Annotated in this window: 11 protein-coding genes; 10 read left to right on the forward strand and 1 reads right to left on the reverse strand. The window is 64.7% G+C overall.

Annotated elements, in window-relative coordinates; translation table 11 throughout:
- Positions 1-89 precede the first annotated feature (89 nt).
- The 8 genes from GJA_RS01500 (at position 90) to GJA_RS01535 (ending at position 12631) form a co-directional block, all read left to right on the forward strand.
- Positions 90-1121 carry an arginine N-succinyltransferase gene (locus GJA_RS01500; RefSeq protein WP_038487988.1) on the forward strand — a complete coding sequence of 344 codons (1032 nt, stop codon included), beginning with the start codon at positions 90-92 and terminating at the stop codon, positions 1119-1121.
- A 41-nt stretch (positions 1122-1162) separates the two neighbouring features.
- Positions 1163-2227 carry an arginine N-succinyltransferase gene (gene astA, locus GJA_RS01505; protein WP_038487991.1) on the forward strand — a complete coding sequence of 355 codons (1065 nt, stop codon included), beginning with the start codon at positions 1163-1165 and terminating at the stop codon, positions 2225-2227.
- Positions 2220-3704, forward strand: a complete 1485-nt coding sequence (gene astD / locus GJA_RS01510) for a succinylglutamate-semialdehyde dehydrogenase (RefSeq protein WP_038487994.1) — start codon at positions 2220-2222, stop codon at positions 3702-3704. Before astA ends, astD begins: the two co-directional genes overlap by 8 nt.
- Before the next feature lie 25 nt (positions 3705-3729).
- Complete coding sequence (astB, locus tag GJA_RS01515; protein WP_038487997.1) at positions 3730-5067, forward strand: N-succinylarginine dihydrolase; 1338 nt, start codon at positions 3730-3732, stop codon at positions 5065-5067.
- A gap of 143 nt (positions 5068-5210) precedes the next feature.
- Positions 5211-9920: an NAD-glutamate dehydrogenase domain-containing protein gene (locus GJA_RS01520; RefSeq protein ID WP_038488000.1), complete on the forward strand. Its 4710-nt coding sequence runs from the start codon at positions 5211-5213 to the stop codon at positions 9918-9920.
- A 4-nt stretch (positions 9921-9924) separates the two neighbouring features.
- On the forward strand, positions 9925-10950 hold the full coding sequence (locus tag GJA_RS01525) for a succinylglutamate desuccinylase (protein WP_051780129.1): 1026 nt from the start codon (positions 9925-9927) through the stop codon (positions 10948-10950).
- 168 nt (positions 10951-11118) lie between these two features.
- Entirely contained in the window at positions 11119-12024 is a 906-nt protein-coding gene (locus GJA_RS01530) for a DUF2167 domain-containing protein (protein WP_038488003.1), read from the forward strand.
- Between the two features lie 94 nt (positions 12025-12118).
- Positions 12119-12631, forward strand: a complete 513-nt coding sequence (locus GJA_RS01535) for a DUF1993 domain-containing protein (RefSeq protein ID WP_038488006.1) — start codon at positions 12119-12121, stop codon at positions 12629-12631.
- 73 nt (positions 12632-12704) lie between these two features.
- On the opposite strand, the gene GJA_RS01540 is transcribed toward GJA_RS01535, so the two are convergent.
- Positions 12705-13223, reverse strand: a complete 519-nt coding sequence (locus GJA_RS01540) for a glycine zipper 2TM domain-containing protein (protein ID WP_038488010.1) — start codon at positions 13221-13223, stop codon at positions 12705-12707.
- 215 nt (positions 13224-13438) lie between these two features.
- Between GJA_RS01540 and GJA_RS01545 the strand changes: the two genes are divergently transcribed.
- Entirely contained in the window at positions 13439-14551 is a 1113-nt protein-coding gene (locus GJA_RS01545) for an NADH:flavin oxidoreductase/NADH oxidase (RefSeq protein WP_038488013.1), read from the forward strand.
- Between the two features lie 160 nt (positions 14552-14711).
- Positions 14712-16346, forward strand: coding sequence for an ATP-binding cassette domain-containing protein (locus GJA_RS01550; RefSeq protein WP_242404419.1), 1635 nt, complete (start codon positions 14712-14714; stop codon positions 16344-16346).
- The last annotated feature ends 64 nt before the right edge of the window (positions 16347-16410 follow it).

Consider the following 16410-nt stretch of genomic DNA (forward strand, 5'->3'; position numbering starts at 1 on the left):
GTACCGCCGGCCCGCTGCTTGCGCCACGCGCTTGCGCCGCGGGCCGGTTCTGGTTTTTACCAGCTTCATCCGCACCCAAAGGAGTTCACATGTATGTTGTCCGTCCGGTAGAACTTGCGGATATCGCTGCCCTGGAAACACTGGCGGCGCTGACCATGCCGGGTGTCCATACCTTGCCGAAGACGCGCGAGAAAATCGCCGCCTCGGTCGAGCGCTCCATCGCGTCGTTCGCGGCGCAGGTCGATATCCCGAGCGAAGAATCCTATCTGTTCGTGCTTGAATCGCTGCTGGATCGCAGCATCGCCGGCACCGCCGCGATCTTTGCGTCGGCCGGTTCGAATGGCACCTATTTTTCCTTCCGCAACGACGTCATCCAGCAAGTGTCGCGCGACTTGAACATCAGCCACAGCGTGCATGCGCTGACGCTGTGCTCCGAGCTGACCGGCTATTCCCAGCTGTCCGGTTTTTATGTGCGCAACATGGAACAGGCCGGTCTCGAAGCGGCGCTGCTGTCGCGCGCGCGGCTGCTGTTCGCGGTGCTGGCGCCGCAGCGTTTCGGCGACCGCTTTTTCGTGCCGCTGGCCGGCATCACCGATCACGACGGCCAGTCGCCGTTCTGGGATGCGCTGGGCCGCAAATTCTTCCAGATGGATTTCCTGGACGCCGAAAAAGTCATCGGCGGCGCGCGCAACCGCACCCTGATCGTCGAGCTGATGCCGCACTACCCGGTCTATGTGCCGCTGCTGCCGGGCGACGCCCAGGCCGCGATGGGCCAGATCCACCCGAGCGGCGAATTGCCGTTCAACTTGCTGACCGAGGAAGGCTTCGAGGCGGACGATTACATCGATATCTTCGACGGCGGCCCGATCCTGCAGGCACACAAGAATTCGCTGCGCACCTTTACCGGTTCGATGACCCGCAAGGTCATCGCCGGCGTGACGCCGAGCCGCACCGGCCTGAAGGTCAATTACGCGATCGCGGCCGGATTGCCGCAAAACTTCCGCGCCGTGACGTTTGCCTGCGACCCGCTGGAAGCGGCCGACAGCATCGGCTTGCCGGCCGAGCTGCTGGAAGCGCTGGCCGTGACCGACGGCGACAGCGTGATCTGCGTCAGAATCTGACAGTACGTAAAAAAGTAAGCACAAAATAAAGTGAGGCTCCTATGTTAGTGGTACGCGCAATCAATGCCTCCGACCTGGACGCCCTGTACGACCTGGCCAGCCAGGTCGGCACCGGCATGACCACGCTCAAGCCGGACATGAAAATGCTCGGCGACCGGCTGGCCATCGCCTGCGCCTCGTTCGCCGAAACCATCCCGGTGCCGCAGCGCGACTACATGTTCGTGATGGAAGACACCGACAGCGGTCGGCTGGCCGGCGTCTGCGCGATCAAGGGCGCGGTCGGGCTGGAAGAGCCGTTCTACAATTACCGCATCGGCACGCTGGTGCATTCCAGCCGCGAGCTGGACGTCTTCACACGCATGGAAACGCTGTACCTGTCGAACGACCTGACCGGCAGCACCGAACTGTGTTCGCTGTTCCTGCACCCGGATTACCGCAGCGGCACCAACGGCAAGCTGCTGTCGAAGAGCCGCTTCCTGTTCATCGCCCAGTTCCCGCAGCTGTTCACCGAAAAACTGATCGCCGAAATGCGCGGCTATCAGGCGCCGGACGGCAGTTCGCCGTTTTACGAAGGCCTGGGCCGGCACTTCTTCAAGATGGATTTCCACCATGTCGACGACTTGACCAGCCTCGGCAAGAAATCGTTCATCGCCGAGCTGATGCCGCGCCAGCCGATGTATGTCGCCTACCTGCCGGACGATGCGCAGGAAGTGATCGGCAAGGTCCACCTGAGCACCGCGCCGGCGCGCCGGCTGCTGGAGCAGGAAGGCTTGCACTTCGAGGGCTACGTCGACATTTTCGATGCCGGCCCGGTGCTGCAGGCGCGCGTGTCCGAATTGCGCGCGATGCGCGACAGCATGCTGGTCAGCGTCGATGCGGCGGCCGGCGAAGAAACGCCGTGCGGCGATATCTACGACAGCCTGGAAGCGGAACCGTACCTGGTGTCGAACACCGATTTACAGGACTTCCGCATGATCGTGTCGAACGCCAACCCGGTGGCCGGCAAGATCGCGTTGTCCGACGAGGAATTACAACTGCTGCGATGCCGCAGCGGCGACGCCGTGCGCACGCTGTCGCTTAACTTGAGGAAGAATCCACATGCCTGATTTGTCCAACGCTAACCTTTCCAACTTCATCAATGGCGCATGGCTGGCCGGCGGCGGTGCCGAGCTGGTCACCATCGATCCCGCCAGCGGCCGCCAGACCTGGGCCAGCAATCAAGCCACCGCGGCCGACGTCGAACAGGCGTGCCAGGCCGCCCGCGCGGCGTTCGGGAGCTGGGCCGACACGCCGCTGGAACAGCGCATCGCCATCTGCGTGCGCTTCCGCGACTTGCTGAAGCAGGACGCCGAAGAGCTGGCGCTGCTGATCTCGGAAGAAGTCGGCAAGCCGCTGTGGGAATCGCGCACCGAAGTGGCGACGATGGCCAGCAAGATCGACATCTCGGTGCAGTCGCATGGCGCGCGCACCGGCGTCACGCACAGCAAGATCGCCGACGGCGACGCGGTGCTGCGGCACCGTCCGCACGGCGTGTTCGGCGTGTTCGGTCCTTACAATTTTCCCGGCCACCTGCCGAACGGCCACATCGTGCCGGCGCTGATCGCCGGTAACACGGTGGTCTTCAAGCCCAGCGAATACGCGCCGCGCACGGCTATCAAGACGGTCCAATTGTGGCAGCGGGCAGGCTTGCCGGCCGGCGTCGTCAATCTGGTCAACGGCGGCCGCGATACCGGCGTCGCGCTGGGACAGAATGCCTTGCTGGACGGCGTGCTGTTCACCGGCAGCTGCCAGACCGGCGTCAGCCTGCATCGCCAGTTCGGCGGCCAGCCCGGCAAGATGCTGGCGCTGGAAATGGGCGGCAACAACGCGCTGGTGGTGTGGGATATCAAGGATATCGACGCGGCCGTGCACCACGCGATCTTTTCGGCGTTTGTCTCGGCCGGCCAGCGCTGCACCTGCGCGCGCCGGCTGGTGGTGCAGGATAACGCGGCCGGCGCCGCCTTCATCCAGCGCCTGATCGACGTGGCCGCCAGGCTGGGCCTGGGCGCGTCGGACGCCGAACCGCAGCCGTTCATGGGGCCGGTGGTATCGGCCGCCGTCGCCGCAAGGCTGGTAGAAGCGCAGGCGGCCATGGTGGCCAAGGGCGGCACCACCTTGCTGCAAATGCGCCAGTTGACGCCGCAAGCGGGGTTTGTCACGGCCGGCATCGTCGACGTCACCGATGCGCAAGGCATCCCCGATGAAGAATGGTTCGGGCCGCTGCTGCAAGTGATACGCGTCGCCGATTTCGACACGGCGTTGAGCGTGGCGAACAACACCGCCTTCGGCCTGGCCGCCGCGCTGCTGTCGGACGACCCGGCCTTGTGGCAAAAATTCCAGGCGCGCGCGCGCGCCGGCATCATCAACTGGAACCGTCCGACCACCGGCGCGGCCAGCAGCGCGCCGTTCGGCGGCGTCGGCCAGTCCGGCAACCACCGTCCGAGCGCCTATTATGCGGCCGACTATTGCGCCTATCCGGTCGCGTCGATCGAAAACAGCGTGCTGGAAATGCCGGCCAAGCTGTCGCCGGGTTTGAATTTTTAAGGAAACGCTCATGCAAACACCTTCGATGACGGCGCGCGAATTCAACTTCGACGGCCTGGTCGGCCCATCGCATAATTACGCCGGCCTGTCGTTCGGCAACGTGGCCTCGTTCAGCAACGTCAAGAGCGCGTCGAACCCGAAGCAGGCGGCCTTGCAGGGCCTGGCGAAAATGCGCGCGCTGGCCGCGCGCGGTTTTGCCCAGGCGCTGCTGCCGCCGCAAGACCGGCCGAATTTCCGTTTGCTGCGCAGCCTGGGTTTTTCCGGCAGCGACGCCGACGTGCTGGCCAGCGCCTACCGCGAATCGCCGGTGATCCTGGCGTGCGCCTATTCGGCGTCGCCGATGTGGACCGCCAACGCCGCCACGGTCAGCCCGTCGGCCGATACCGCGGACGGCAAGGTGCATTTCACCGCCGCCAACCTGAACAACAAGCTGCACCGCGCGTTCGAGCATGGCCAGTCGGTGCGCAGCCTGCGCGCGATCTTCGGCGATGAACGTTATTTCGCGGTCCACGACGCGCTGCCGTCGACGCCGGCGTTCGGCGACGAGGGCGCGGCCAACCACACCCGCTTGTGCGCCGCACATGGCGCGGCGGCGGTCGAGATGTTCGTCTACGGCCGGGTCGAATTCGATCCGTCGGCGCCGTCGCCGAAACGCTACCCGGCGCGCCAGACGCTGGAAGCGTCGCAGGCGGTGGCGCGGCTGCATGGCTTGCACCCGAAGCGCACCGTCTACCTGCAGCAAAACCCGGACGTGATCGACCAGGGCGTATTTCATAACGACGTGATCGCGGTCGGCAACGGCAATGTGCTGTTTTATCACGAGCAGGCATTTGCCGAAGAGGGCGAAAGCCTGTCCGTATTGCGGCGCAGCCTGGCGGCCAGCGGCGCCCAATTGCACGCCTTGCGGGTCGAGACCGGCCAGGTGCCGATCGCCGACGCGGTCAGCAGCTATCTGTTCAACAGCCAGTTGCTGTCCAAGCCGGACGGCAAGATGGCGTTGGTGATTCCGCAGGAATGCCAGGAAAACCGCGCCGTCGCGCGCTATCTCGACGGCTTGGTGGCCAGCGGCGGCCCGGTCGACGAATTGATCCATTTCGACCTGCGCCAGAGCATGCGCAATGGCGGCGGCCCGGCCTGTCTGCGGCTGCGCGTGGCGCTGACCGATGCCGAGGCGGGCGCGATGCACCAGGGCGTGCTGATGACCGAAGCGCTGTACCAGCGGCTGGTGGCCTGGGTCGAAAAACATTACCGCGACCGGCTGGAGCCGGGCGACCTGGCCGATCCGGCGCTGGCGCTGGAAGTGCACGCGGCGCTTGAAGAATTGACGATCATCCTCAACATGACTGGATTGTACGAATTTTAGTCCCCGATCAAACAACTTCCGGCAATCTCGCCGGAGGTGAAGGAATTGCACGGGAAACCCTCGTGCCGCAAGCATCGACGCCGAGCCGCCACAAGCCAACACGGCGCGATGAACAATTCACATTACCGCAATGGAGATGCAAGATGAAACACATGCCACAAGATTTGCGTACCCAGACCCTGGACCTGGTCCATGCCGGCAAACCGGCCACCGACAGCAGCCAGGTCGCGGCGCTGATCAGCGCCTGGCTAGGTTCGCTGGATGAGGAAGACCTGGCCGACATCGCGCCCGACAGCCTGGCGCCGGTGCTGTGGGAGGGGTTTGCGCAAGCCGCCGGACGCAGCGGCGCGGGGTGCCAGATCGCGGCCCTGCGCTACGCCGATGGCCGTGGTGGCGTTGCGACCGCCTTGCTGATCCAGAACGACGACATGCCTTACCTGGTCGACTCCATCGTCATGGCGCTGCGCAAGCGGCAGGTGGCGGTCAGCGGCGTGATGAACGCGGTGCTGCCGGTCAGCCGGACCGCCGATGGCGCGCTGGCCGCCGTCGGCCAGCCGGGCGACCCGCTGGAATCGTATGTCTTGTGCCTGTTGTCGGAAGAATTGCCGGCCGCCGAGCTGGCCGCGCTGGTCGGCGCGCTGCAAATGGTGGCGCGCGACGCTGCCGTGGTGCGGCGCGACGCCGGCGCCATGGCTGACCAATTGGCCTCGGCCGCGGCGGGCGCCTCGGCGTTGGGCGACGAAGGCAGGGAAGTCGCGGCCTTCCTCGACTGGGCCCGCAGCGAAGGTTTTGAATTGTTCGGCTACGCCTATTACCGCGTCAAGCCGGGCGAACGCGAACTGGAACGCGACGTGCCGAGCCGCCTCGGGGTGCTGCAGGATGCAACGCATCCGATTTACGCGACCTGCCTGGCCAGCATTCCCGGCGACTTCGACACGCTGTCGAAACGCGCTTCCTCGCTGTCGATCGTCAAGGCCGACGTGGCCGGCACCCTGCACCGCGATTCGCAGCTCGATTTCATCGGCGTGCGCAGCACCGACGCCACTGGCGCGATCCTCGGCGAGCATTGCTTCCTCGGCTTGTTCACCCGCGCCGCCAATACCAGCCCGCTGGCCAGCCTGCCGTTCGCGCGCGGCCGCGTGGCCGAAGTGCTGCGCCTTGCCGGCGTGCGCCAGCAAGGTTTCCGCGCCGAGAAATTTCGCGAAATCCTCGAATCGCTGCCGCGCACCGAAGCGCTGGAAGCCGATCCCGACTGGCTGGCGCAAGTGTGCGGTGCGGTGGTGTCGCTGTACAAGCAGCCGCGCACCAAGGTGTTCGCCCGGCGCGACGTGTATGCGCGCCACCTGAACGTGCTGGTGTATCTGCCGCGCGAGCGCTACAGCGCCAGCGTCGCGGCGGCACTGGCGCAGGCGCTGAAGTCCAGCTCCGGCGCGACCCACGTCAGTTCGCAAACGCTGGTGGCCGACGGCCCGCTGGCGCGCCTGTACCTGATCGCGCACGCGGCGCGTTATCCGCTCGACCTGGAAAGCGATATCCAGCAACCGCTGCTGGGCGTGCTGGACGGCTGGCATACCGCGTACGCGGTGCTGGCCGACGCGGTGTTCGACGTGACTATGCGCGGCAGCCTGCGCAAGCTCGGCGCCAGCCTGCCGGCCGACTATGTCGCCGCGACGGCGCCGCTGGTGGCCTTCCACGACCTGGGCACGATCTTGCGCAACACCGATCCATCGAAGGTCGACGTGCGGGTCGAAGTGGCCAGCGATGCGGCCACCATCCGCCTGTATTCGGTGGACCGGGTGCCGTCGCTGTCGACCATTTTGCCGGCGCTGCATAACGCCGGCGTGGCGATCGACCGCGAGCAGGCGTATTCGATCGCCTATGAAGGCAAGCGCCATTTCGTCACCACGCTGTCGGTCGACGCGGCCAGCACGGCAAAATTGGGCCAGCCGAAAGTGGTGCCGGTGGCGCAGGAATTGTTTGCCGCGCTGTTCAACGACGAAGCCGAAGACGGCCGCCTGAACGGCCTGGTGATCGAAGGCGGCCTGAGCACCCGCGAAGTGCAGCTGGTGCGCGCCTACATGAGTTACTGGCGCCAGACCGGCAGCCGTTTTTCGGTGCGCTACATCGCCGAGAGCCTGCGCAAGCAGCCGGCCCTGGTGAAAACGCTGGTCGACGCCTTCCTGCAGCGCTTCGATCCGGCCTTGTCCGGCGAACAGCACGGCGCCGCGCTGGAAGCGCTGCGCGCGGTGAAGGCCAACCTGGCGGCCGTGAACCATGCGGACACCGAGGAAATCCTCGGCGCGCTGAGCGACCTGATGCTGGCGACGCTGCGCACCAACTACTTCCAGAATCAGCAAAAAGGCGACAAGATCATCTTCAAGTTCGACACCGGCAATTTGACGTTGGTGCCGGAACCGCGCCCATACCGCGAAATCTTCGTCTTCTCGCGCCGCTTTGAAGGCGTGCATTTGCGCGGCGGCCCGGTGGCGCGCGGCGGCTTGCGCTGGTCCGACCGGATGGAGGATTACCGCACCGAAGTGCTGGGCCTGGTCAAGGCGCAGATGGTCAAAAACGCGGTGATCGTGCCGGCCGGCGCCAAGGGCGGTTTTGTCTGCAAGATGATGCCGAAGGACGCGGTGCGCGAAACCATCGCGGCCGAAGGCGAAGCCGTTTATCGTTTGTTCATTTCCAGCCTGCTCGAAGTGACCGATAACCGTTCGCTCGGTAATATCGTGCCGCCAGTCGACACCGTCTGCTACGACGACGCCGACCCGTACCTGGTGGTGGCGGCCGACAAGGGCACCGCGACCTTCTCCGACATCGCCAACGGCATCGCCGTGCAGCGCGGTTTCTGGCTCGGCGACGCGTTCGCATCGGGCGGTTCCAACGGTTACGACCACAAGAAACTGGGCATCACCGCCAAGGGCGCGTTCGAAGCCGTCAAGCGCCACTTCTATGAAATGGACCACGACCTGGCCACCACCCCGATCACCGTGGTCGGCGTGGGCGACATGTCGGGCGACGTGTTCGGCAATGGCGTGCTGCTGTCGCGCCAGCTGAAAGTGCTGGCGGCGTTCGACCACCGCCATATCTTCCTCGACCCGGCGCCGGATGTCGCGGTCTCGTTCGACGAGCGGGCACGCCTGTTCGCGTTGCCGCGTTCGTCGTGGGACGACTACAACAAGGATTTGATCTCGGCCGGCGGCGGGGTGTATCCGCGTTCGCTGCGCAGTATCGAATTGTCGCCGCAAATCCGTGCCGCGCTCGACATCGCCGACACCGCGCTGGCGCCGGAAGAGCTGATGCACCGCATCCTGCAGGCGCCGGTCGACCTGTTCTATAACGGCGGCATCGGCACCTACATCAAGGCGTCGGGCGAGACCCACGCGCAAGTGAAGGACCGCGCCAACGATACTATCCGCGTCGACGGCAGCCAGTTGCGCTGCAAGGTGGTGGCCGAGGGCGGCAACCTGGGCGCGACCCAGTCCGGCCGCATCGAATTCGCGCTGGCGGGCGGCCGCATCTTCACCGATGCGATCGACAATTCTGCCGGCGTGGATTGCTCCGACCATGAAGTCAACGTCAAGATCTGGCTCGACGTCGAAGTCAACGCCGGCAAGCTCAGCGAAGAAGAGCGCAACCGCGAACTGTATGCGATGACCGACGACGTGGAACGCCTGGTATTGCGCGACAATACCCAGCAAACCCGTTTGCTGGTGCGCGAATTGCAGGCGCAGACGGACGGCGCGGCGCAGGATGGCTACGCGGCGCTGATCGCCAGCCTGGAAGAGGAAGGCGCCCTGTCGCGCGAGCTGGAGCAATTGCCGAGCGTGGCCGAACTGGCGCGCCGCAAGCTCGACAACCGCTGCTTGACGACGCCGGAACTGGCGGTGGTGATCGCCAACGTCAAGAACCGCTACAAGCGCATCCTGTCGACGCTGCCCCTGACCGCCCAAGGCTGGGCCGAGCCGGTGTTGAAACCGTATTTCCCGTCGCTGCTGGTGGCGACCCGCAGCGCGCTGGACCACCCGCTGGCCAACGCCATCCTGGCCACCGTGCTGGCCAATGAAGCGGTCAACCGCTGCGGTCCGTTGATGATCCGCGACCTGGCGGCCGAATACAAGACCGGCGAAGCGGACGTGATCCTGGCGTGGGGCCAGGCCTGGTCGGCGCTGAACCTGGCGCCGGTGTTCGACGCCTTGGACGCCGATGCGCTGGCGGTGCCGCGCGCGGTGTCGGTCAAGGTCGATGGGCAGACCCGCGCGCTGCATAAAACCATGACCGGCGGCGTGCTGGCGATTCCGCTGGAGCAGCGCAACGGCGGCGCGCTCGATGAGCTGACGCGCCTGTTCGGCGCCGCGTCGAAACGCGACTTGCTGCAATCGGTCGCCGGCAAATCCGAAGCGGCGCTGACGCCGGGCCTGAAGCCGGCCTTCGTGCTGGCCTGGGATGCGGTCGATGCGCTGGAAGTGGTGGCCGGCTTCCTGTTCCCGGCGCTGTCGGTGGCGCGTCCGGCCGGCATGGACTTGCCGGCCTTCCTGCAAGTCGGCCTCGCGCTGCGCGGCCAGGCCGGCATCGATACGCTGGAACGCGGCCTGAAGCTGGCCGCCACCGGCAAGTCGCAGGAACAGTTGCGCAGCTATGCGCAGCACGCCTTGCGCCGCACCCAGCAGCGCTTGTTGACGCAGGTGCTGGAACGCGCATCGCAGGGGCAAGGCGCGGCCGGCGACGCGGTGGCCTCGGTGATCGGCTCGCTCGGCTTGTCGGCTTATCACGCGGCGACCGAACTGGAACAGGCGATGCTCGATGTCTGGTCCTTGTCCGAAGCGGCCAACGGCGCCGTGGCGGCATAAGATCATGAGCGGCCTCGAATCATCCCAGGGCGCAGCCGGGCCGGTCGTGTCGGCAGCGGTCAAGGCGTTGGCGGAAGCGGATTTCAGCGCCATCGCGCAGTTGTTCAGCGATGCCGGTTTCAGCGTGGCCTTGCCGGCGTCCGGCATGGTGCAGATAAAGTCCCGCCGCGCCGATCCGTCGCGGACCAGCGTGCTGCTGTCGGTCGGCGTGCATGGCGATGAAACCGGACCGATCGAAGTGCTGGCGCATTTGCTCGATGCGCTGTCGCGCGACGCCGGCGCGCTGGCGGTGGACTTGATGGTCTGCGTCGGCAACCTGGACGCGATCCGGGCCGGCAAACGGTTTATCGACGCCGACCTGAACCGCATGTTCCGGCCGCTGCGCGGCGCGCTGGCCGGCACCGCCGAAGCGGCCCGCGCCGACGCTATGATCGCCGCCACGGCGGCGTTCTTCAACGCTGCGGGACCGCTGCGCTGGCACCTGGACTTGCATACCGCGATCCGGCCGTCGGTGTATCCGACCTTCGCCATCGTGCCGGAATTGATCGCCGACGACGCCAGGCGCAAGCTGATCGCCTGGCTGGGGCAGGCGGCGATCGGCGCCATCGTCATGAATCCGCAATCGGCCGGCACCTACAGCTATTATTCGGCCGAGCATTTCGGCGCCGCCGCCAGCACGGTGGAGCTGGGCCGGGTCGGCACGCTGGGGCAGAACGACTTGCGCCTGTTCGACGATGTGTCGCGCGCGCTGGACGGCTTGCTGCGCGGCGCCGCGCCGCAGCCGGCCCGGGTGGCATCGCATATCTTCAAGGTGGCCCAGGAAATCATCAAGCTGAGCGATGAGTTCCGCATGGCTTTTGATCGCAACACGCAAAACTTCACGTCGCTGCCGGAACACGCGGTGATCGCCACCGATGGCGATACCGTCTACACCGTCAAGCATGGCGAGGAACTGGTGGTGTTTCCGAACCCGGATGTCCGGGTCGGCTTGCGCGCCGGCTTGATGGTGGTGCGGGCCGCCGCTGATTGATGCGCTGAGTCCGGATCTGCATGGAGGGCCGGAACGCAAGGTGGCGTCCGGCCCTTTTTTTATCTGCGTCATAAATAATTCTTTTTATTAAAATTATCCGTTTAGCAATTTTTTGAACTAGAATAGCTGTAGCCCTCCTTCCAATAAACTGTCTCTGTGGACATTTCCATGCTGAAAAAATTTCTGGCAGCTTTGTTGTGCCTTTCCGTTAACGCGTCGATGGCCCATGCCGCCAACGACACGCGGCCTGCCGCACAGCAAATGACCGCCGAGCAATTCATCGCCGCATTGGACTTTCAGAAAGGCAAAATCACCTTGCCGGGTGGCTTGGCGACGCTGGATTTACCGGCCAATTTCCGCTACCTGTCGCCATCCGATACCGAGCGCGTGCTGGTCGATGCCTGGGGCAATCCGCCGAACGCGCCAACGCTGGGCATGGTCGTGCCGGCCGCGATCAGCCCGCTGGAAGCGGATGGCTGGGGCGTCATCGTCACCTATGAAAAAGGCGGCCACGTCAAGGACGACGACGCCGACAGCATCCAGTACGACGCATTGCTGAAGGATATGCAGCAAGCGGTGCTGGACAATAATAGCGAACGCAAAAAGCAAGGTTATCCGGGCATGCGGCTGGTCGGCTGGGCGGAGCCGCCGGGCTATGCCAAGAGCACGCATAAACTGTATTGGGCCAAGGAACTGGGCATTGACGGCATGGACGGCCATTCGCTGAATTACAACGTGCGGGTGCTGGGCCGCGAAGGCGTGCTGAACCTGAATGCGGTGGCTGGCATGAACCAGATCGTGGCCATCAAGACTGAAATGAAACAAGTGACGGCGTTTACCGAATTCACCGACGGCCATCGCTACGCCGATTTCGACGGCAGCACCGATAAAGTGGCGGAATACGGCCTCGCGGCGCTGGTGGCGGGCGGCGTGGCGAGCAAGCTGGGCCTGTTCGGAAAATTGCTGGCGCTGCTGCTGGCGTTCAAGAAAATCATCTTCATCGGACTGGCGGCTGCGGCGGCAGGGATCTTCAGGTTCTTTGGCCGCAAGAGCAAGGTGAATCTGGATAAATAGGCGGTTACCTTCGACATCAAGGCGCCGCATCGGCAGGAATGCGCCTGCTGGGTTAGACTGACCATCTGTGGCCGTTTAACTGATAGGAGTGTCCATGTCCCTTTCCCTCTACCAGGCATCGATCCCCGTGTATTTGCGCGGGCTGGGTGTGTTGTCGACGCTGCTGGAAAAAGCCGAGGCCCATGCGGAGCAAGGCGGCATCGTGCCGGAAGTATTGCTGGGTGCGCAGCTGGCGCCGGATATGCTGGATTTGACGGCGCAAGTGCAACGCGCCAGCGATACGTCGAAGTTGTCGGGACAGCGCCTGAGCGGCGTCGCGGCGCCGAAGTTCGACGATAACGAGGTCAGTTTCGACCAGTTGCAGCAACGGATCGCCAATACCGCCAGTTATCTGCGCGGTCTGGATCCGGCACACTTCGATGGCGCCGCATCGCGTACCATCACGCTGCCCTTGGGAGGCAGCGAAAAACAATTCAATGGAGAAGACTATTTGCTGACGTTTGCCTTGCCGAACTTCTTTTTTCACTTGGCGATGGCGCACGGCATCTTGCGCAATCATGGCGTGCAGATCGGCAAACTCGATTACCTGGGGCCGTTCGACGCCTGACAGGGTGGCAGGGGTACAGCCAAGCGCCGCGACTGTCCGGCGCGGCGCTTGATCGGCTCTTCAACTCTTCATCTTAACGCTGCGGTTGCTGCACCTGGTTTTGCACCGCATTGCCCAGCATGCCGCCGCCGATCACGCCGGCCACTGTCGCCAGCGTCTTGCCGCGTCCGCCACCCACTTGATTGCCCAGCAAGCCGCCAATGACCGCACCGGCGCCGATGCCGACGTAGTTCGGCTGCGCTGCCGCCTGCGGCGCCGGCGCTGGCTGGTATTGGCGGTCGTCGCGCGGACGGTAGTCGTCCTGGTAAGCGACCTGGGTGGCATGGTGCACGCGCGGCCGGTGCTGCACTGGCGCCGGGGCTGGCGCTGGCGCGACGGCGGCAACCATCGGCGCCGGGGCGACCGCTGCGGCCAGCGGCGTTGCGGCGGCCACGGCCGGAACCGGCGGCACTTCGCTCGGCTGGACCGAGCCGCGCGAATTCGGCAACAGGCCGGCGATGGCGGCCGCGCCGACCAGCCCCAGGATGGTGACGGATACCGCCGCTGCGGCCATTAATGGGTGAATGCGGTTCGAAGTGGTGGTGCTGGTCATTTAAGTTCTCCTTGGTTATTTGTGTGCTGTTACTGTATTGATGTGGTGCATGTGGCTAGATTAGCGGCGCACTGTTGGGCAGGATAGCCAGCACGCTGTATCAAAAGTAAGCAGATGTAAGCGCCGGCCTGGCCGCCGGTGCGCATCGGGCGTGGCGCATGCGCTGCGCCGAAACTGCGTAAAATAGATGGTTCGCCTGTCGCCGGAGATCCAGCATGAGCCAGTTATTCACGCCCTACACATTGGGGCCGCTGCACGTCAAAAACCGCATCGCCATCGCGCCGATGTGCCAGTATTCCGCCGCCGCCGGCGACGCCACCGACTGGCACATGATCCACCTGGGCCACCTGGCCTTGTCCGGCGCCGGTCTGCTGATGACGGAAGCGACGGCGGTGTCGGCCGAGGGCCGCATCTCGGCGCTGGACCTGGGCTTGTGGTCGGACAGTAACCAGGCCGCGCTGGCCAGGGTGGTGCGGGCGATCCGCGCCCACGCGGCAATCCCGCTGGTGGTGCAACTGGGGCATGCCGGGCGCAAGGCGTCCAGCCGCGCGCCATGGCAGGGCGGCGCTTGCGTCCATGTCGAAGAGGGCGGCTGGCAGACGGTGGCGCCGTCGGCGCTGCCGCACGCGCCTGGCGAAACGGTGCCGCTGGCGCTCGATGCCGATGGCTTGCGGCGCGTCAAAGAACAATTCGCCGCCGCCGCCAAACGGGTCCATGCGCTGGGTATCGAGGGCATCGAACTGCATGCGGCGCACGGCTATTTGCTGCACCAGTTCCTGTCGCCGATCGCCAACCAGCGCGATGACGCATATGGCGGCACGCTGGAAAACCGCATGCGCTTTCCGCTCGAGGTGTTCGAGGCGGTGCGCCGGGCCGTGCCGCCGGAAGTCGCGCTCGGCGTGCGCATTTCCGCCACCGACTGGGTCGATGGCGGCTGGGATATCGAGCAAAGCGTGGTCTTTGCGCAGGCGCTGAAACGGGCCGGCGCCCACTTTATCCACGTGTCGAGCGGCGGTATTTCGCCGTTGCAGCAAATTCCATTGCGTCCCGGTTACCAGGTGGAATTCGCGGCGCGCATCAAGCGCGAAACCGGCTTGCCGACCATCAGCGTCGGCTTGATCACCGAGCCGGAACATGCCGAAGCGATTATTGCCGATGGCCAGTCGGACATGGTGGCGCTGGCGCGGGCGATGCTGTTCGATCCGCGCTGGCCGTGGCATGCGGCCGCCAAGCTGGGTGGGCAAGTGGATGCGCCGCCGCAGTACTGGCGTTCGCAGCCGCACGAATTCAAGCATCTGTTCGGCGACATCACGCCGGGACAGCGCTAGCGCGACACAGCATGGCGCCGTCATGCTGTGTTAAAATTTTTCCCTGATATCAAATCAGCAAAAGGAAGTTTCGACATGCGCCATTAATGCTGCCGTGCTGTGCACGGCCTTGAACGCCCCGCTCACACCGGGTCATCCCAAGCCTTGCCCAAGGAGCTGTATGTCTGCGCGTATGTCTACTTTATTGCAACTCGACCGTATTTCCTGCATCTTGCCGGACGGTCGCACCTTGTTTCACGATCTCCAGCATAGTTTCAAGCCCCGGCGGATAGGCCTGGTCGGCGCCAATGGCACGGGTAAAACCTTGCTGGGACGCTTGCTGGCCGGACTGGACCGGCCAGCCTCCGGCGCGGTGCGGCGCGCCGGTTCCGTGTATTACGTGGCCCAGCACTTGGACCCGTTACGCTTCCCGAGCGTCGCCGCGCTGGCCGGCGTGGACGCCGTGCTGGCAGCTTTGGCACGCATCGCCGCCGGCAGTGTCGACGCAGCCGCAGCCGATTATGCGCTGATGGCCGACGACTGGGACGCGCCGGCGCGTCTGATGGGGTCGCTGGCCGGTATCGGCCTCGGCCACCTGGCGCCCGATACGGCGAGCGGACAGTTGAGCGGCGGCGAACGCCAGCGCATCGCCTTGATGGGGGCGTGGCTGTCGCATGCCGACTGGCTGATCCTCGATGAGCCGAGCAATCACCTCGATGCCAGCCAGCGGCAGCAACTGTGCGGACAGATCCGGCGCTGGCCGCATGGCTTGATCTTGATCAGCCATGACCGGGGGCTGCTGGAACATGTCGATGAAATCGTCGAATTGTCGGCCCACGGCTTGACTGCCTATGGCGGCAACTACCATGTTTATCAACAGCAGCGCAGCGCGGAACAAGCCGCTTTCCAGGCGACCTTGCACGCCGAAAAAGCCGGCGCCAGGCGTCAGCGGCGCGAGCAAGATGCTCAACTGGAACGTCAAATGCGCCGCAAGGCCGGCGGCGACCGTGGCGCGCGCGACGCCAACCTGAGCAAGCTGATGCTCGGTTTGCGCAAGGATCAAAGCGAAAACACGCTCGGCAAGTTGCGTCAGCACGCCGAACAGGCGCGCGAGCACAGCCGGCAACGGGTGGCCGACGCCCGCCAGCGCTGTGCGCCGGAATGGGAACGCTTGCTGCTGGCGCCAGGCGGCATGGTGCCGAACGGCAAAATGGTGCTGGAATTGCGCGAGCTGGTCTTACCGTATGGCCAATATGAACCGTTGAACCTGACCATCAAAGGGCCGTTGCGGCTGGCGGTCGGCGGCGACAATGGCAGCGGCAAGTCGACCTTGCTGCGCATTATCGCCGGGCAATTGCAAGCGCGCAGCGGCGAAGTGATCCGCCATGGCCATCTCGCGTGGCTGGACCAGCATGCCGGCTTGTTGCAGGCTGGTCAAAGTGCGCTGCAGCGCGTGCAACAGCGTAATGCGCTGTTGTCGGAAGGCGAGATCCGCACCCGGCTGGTCCTGCTCGGCATCGATGCGGCGCGGGTCAACATGCCCAGCGGACAGTTGAGCGGCGGCGAACGCCTGAAGGTGGCGCTGGCCGCCGAACTGTATGCCGAGCGGCCGCCGCAATTACTGCTGCTCGACGAACCCGACAATCACCTCGACCTGGCCAGCCTGGCCGCGCTGGAACAGATGTTGTCGCAGTATCAGGGCGCGCTGATGGTGGTATCGCACGATGCCGCTTTTTTGAGCAAGTTAAACCTCGATACGACCAGCTTGAAACTGCAAAAAAACACAGTTATGCCACCATTATTTACTAAATATTAGCGACTATACGTGAACAAAAACTGTATTATTGGCAATATTATGCTGATATGGCAATGTTGTGCGC

The organism is Janthinobacterium agaricidamnosum NBRC 102515 = DSM 9628, from assembly GCF_000723165.1.
Classification (GTDB): Bacteria; Pseudomonadota; Gammaproteobacteria; order Burkholderiales; family Burkholderiaceae_D; genus Janthinobacterium; species Janthinobacterium agaricidamnosum.

What these genes read in the sequence shown, in the direction of transcription:
- GJA_RS01500 (WP_038487988.1), top strand. Translation starts at nt 90, where the DNA reads ATGTATGTTGTCCGTCCGGTAGAACTTGCGGATATCGCTGCCCTGGAA.
- astA (WP_038487991.1), top strand. Translation starts at nt 1,163, where the DNA reads ATGTTAGTGGTACGCGCAATCAATGCCTCCGACCTGGACGCCCTGTAC.
- astD (WP_038487994.1), top strand. Translation starts at nt 2,220, where the DNA reads ATGCCTGATTTGTCCAACGCTAACCTTTCCAACTTCATCAATGGCGCA.
- astB (WP_038487997.1), top strand. Translation starts at nt 3,730, where the DNA reads ATGACGGCGCGCGAATTCAACTTCGACGGCCTGGTCGGCCCATCGCAT.
- GJA_RS01520 (WP_038488000.1), top strand. Translation starts at nt 5,211, where the DNA reads ATGAAACACATGCCACAAGATTTGCGTACCCAGACCCTGGACCTGGTC.
- GJA_RS01525 (WP_051780129.1), top strand. Translation starts at nt 9,925, where the DNA reads ATGAGCGGCCTCGAATCATCCCAGGGCGCAGCCGGGCCGGTCGTGTCG.
- GJA_RS01530 (WP_038488003.1), top strand. Translation starts at nt 11,119, where the DNA reads ATGCTGAAAAAATTTCTGGCAGCTTTGTTGTGCCTTTCCGTTAACGCG.
- GJA_RS01535 (WP_038488006.1), top strand. Translation starts at nt 12,119, where the DNA reads ATGTCCCTTTCCCTCTACCAGGCATCGATCCCCGTGTATTTGCGCGGG.
- GJA_RS01540 (WP_038488010.1), bottom strand. Translation starts at nt 13,223, where the DNA reads ATGACCAGCACCACCACTTCGAACCGCATTCACCCATTAATGGCCGCA.
- GJA_RS01545 (WP_038488013.1), top strand. Translation starts at nt 13,439, where the DNA reads ATGAGCCAGTTATTCACGCCCTACACATTGGGGCCGCTGCACGTCAAA.
- GJA_RS01550 (WP_242404419.1), top strand. Translation starts at nt 14,712, where the DNA reads ATGTCTGCGCGTATGTCTACTTTATTGCAACTCGACCGTATTTCCTGC.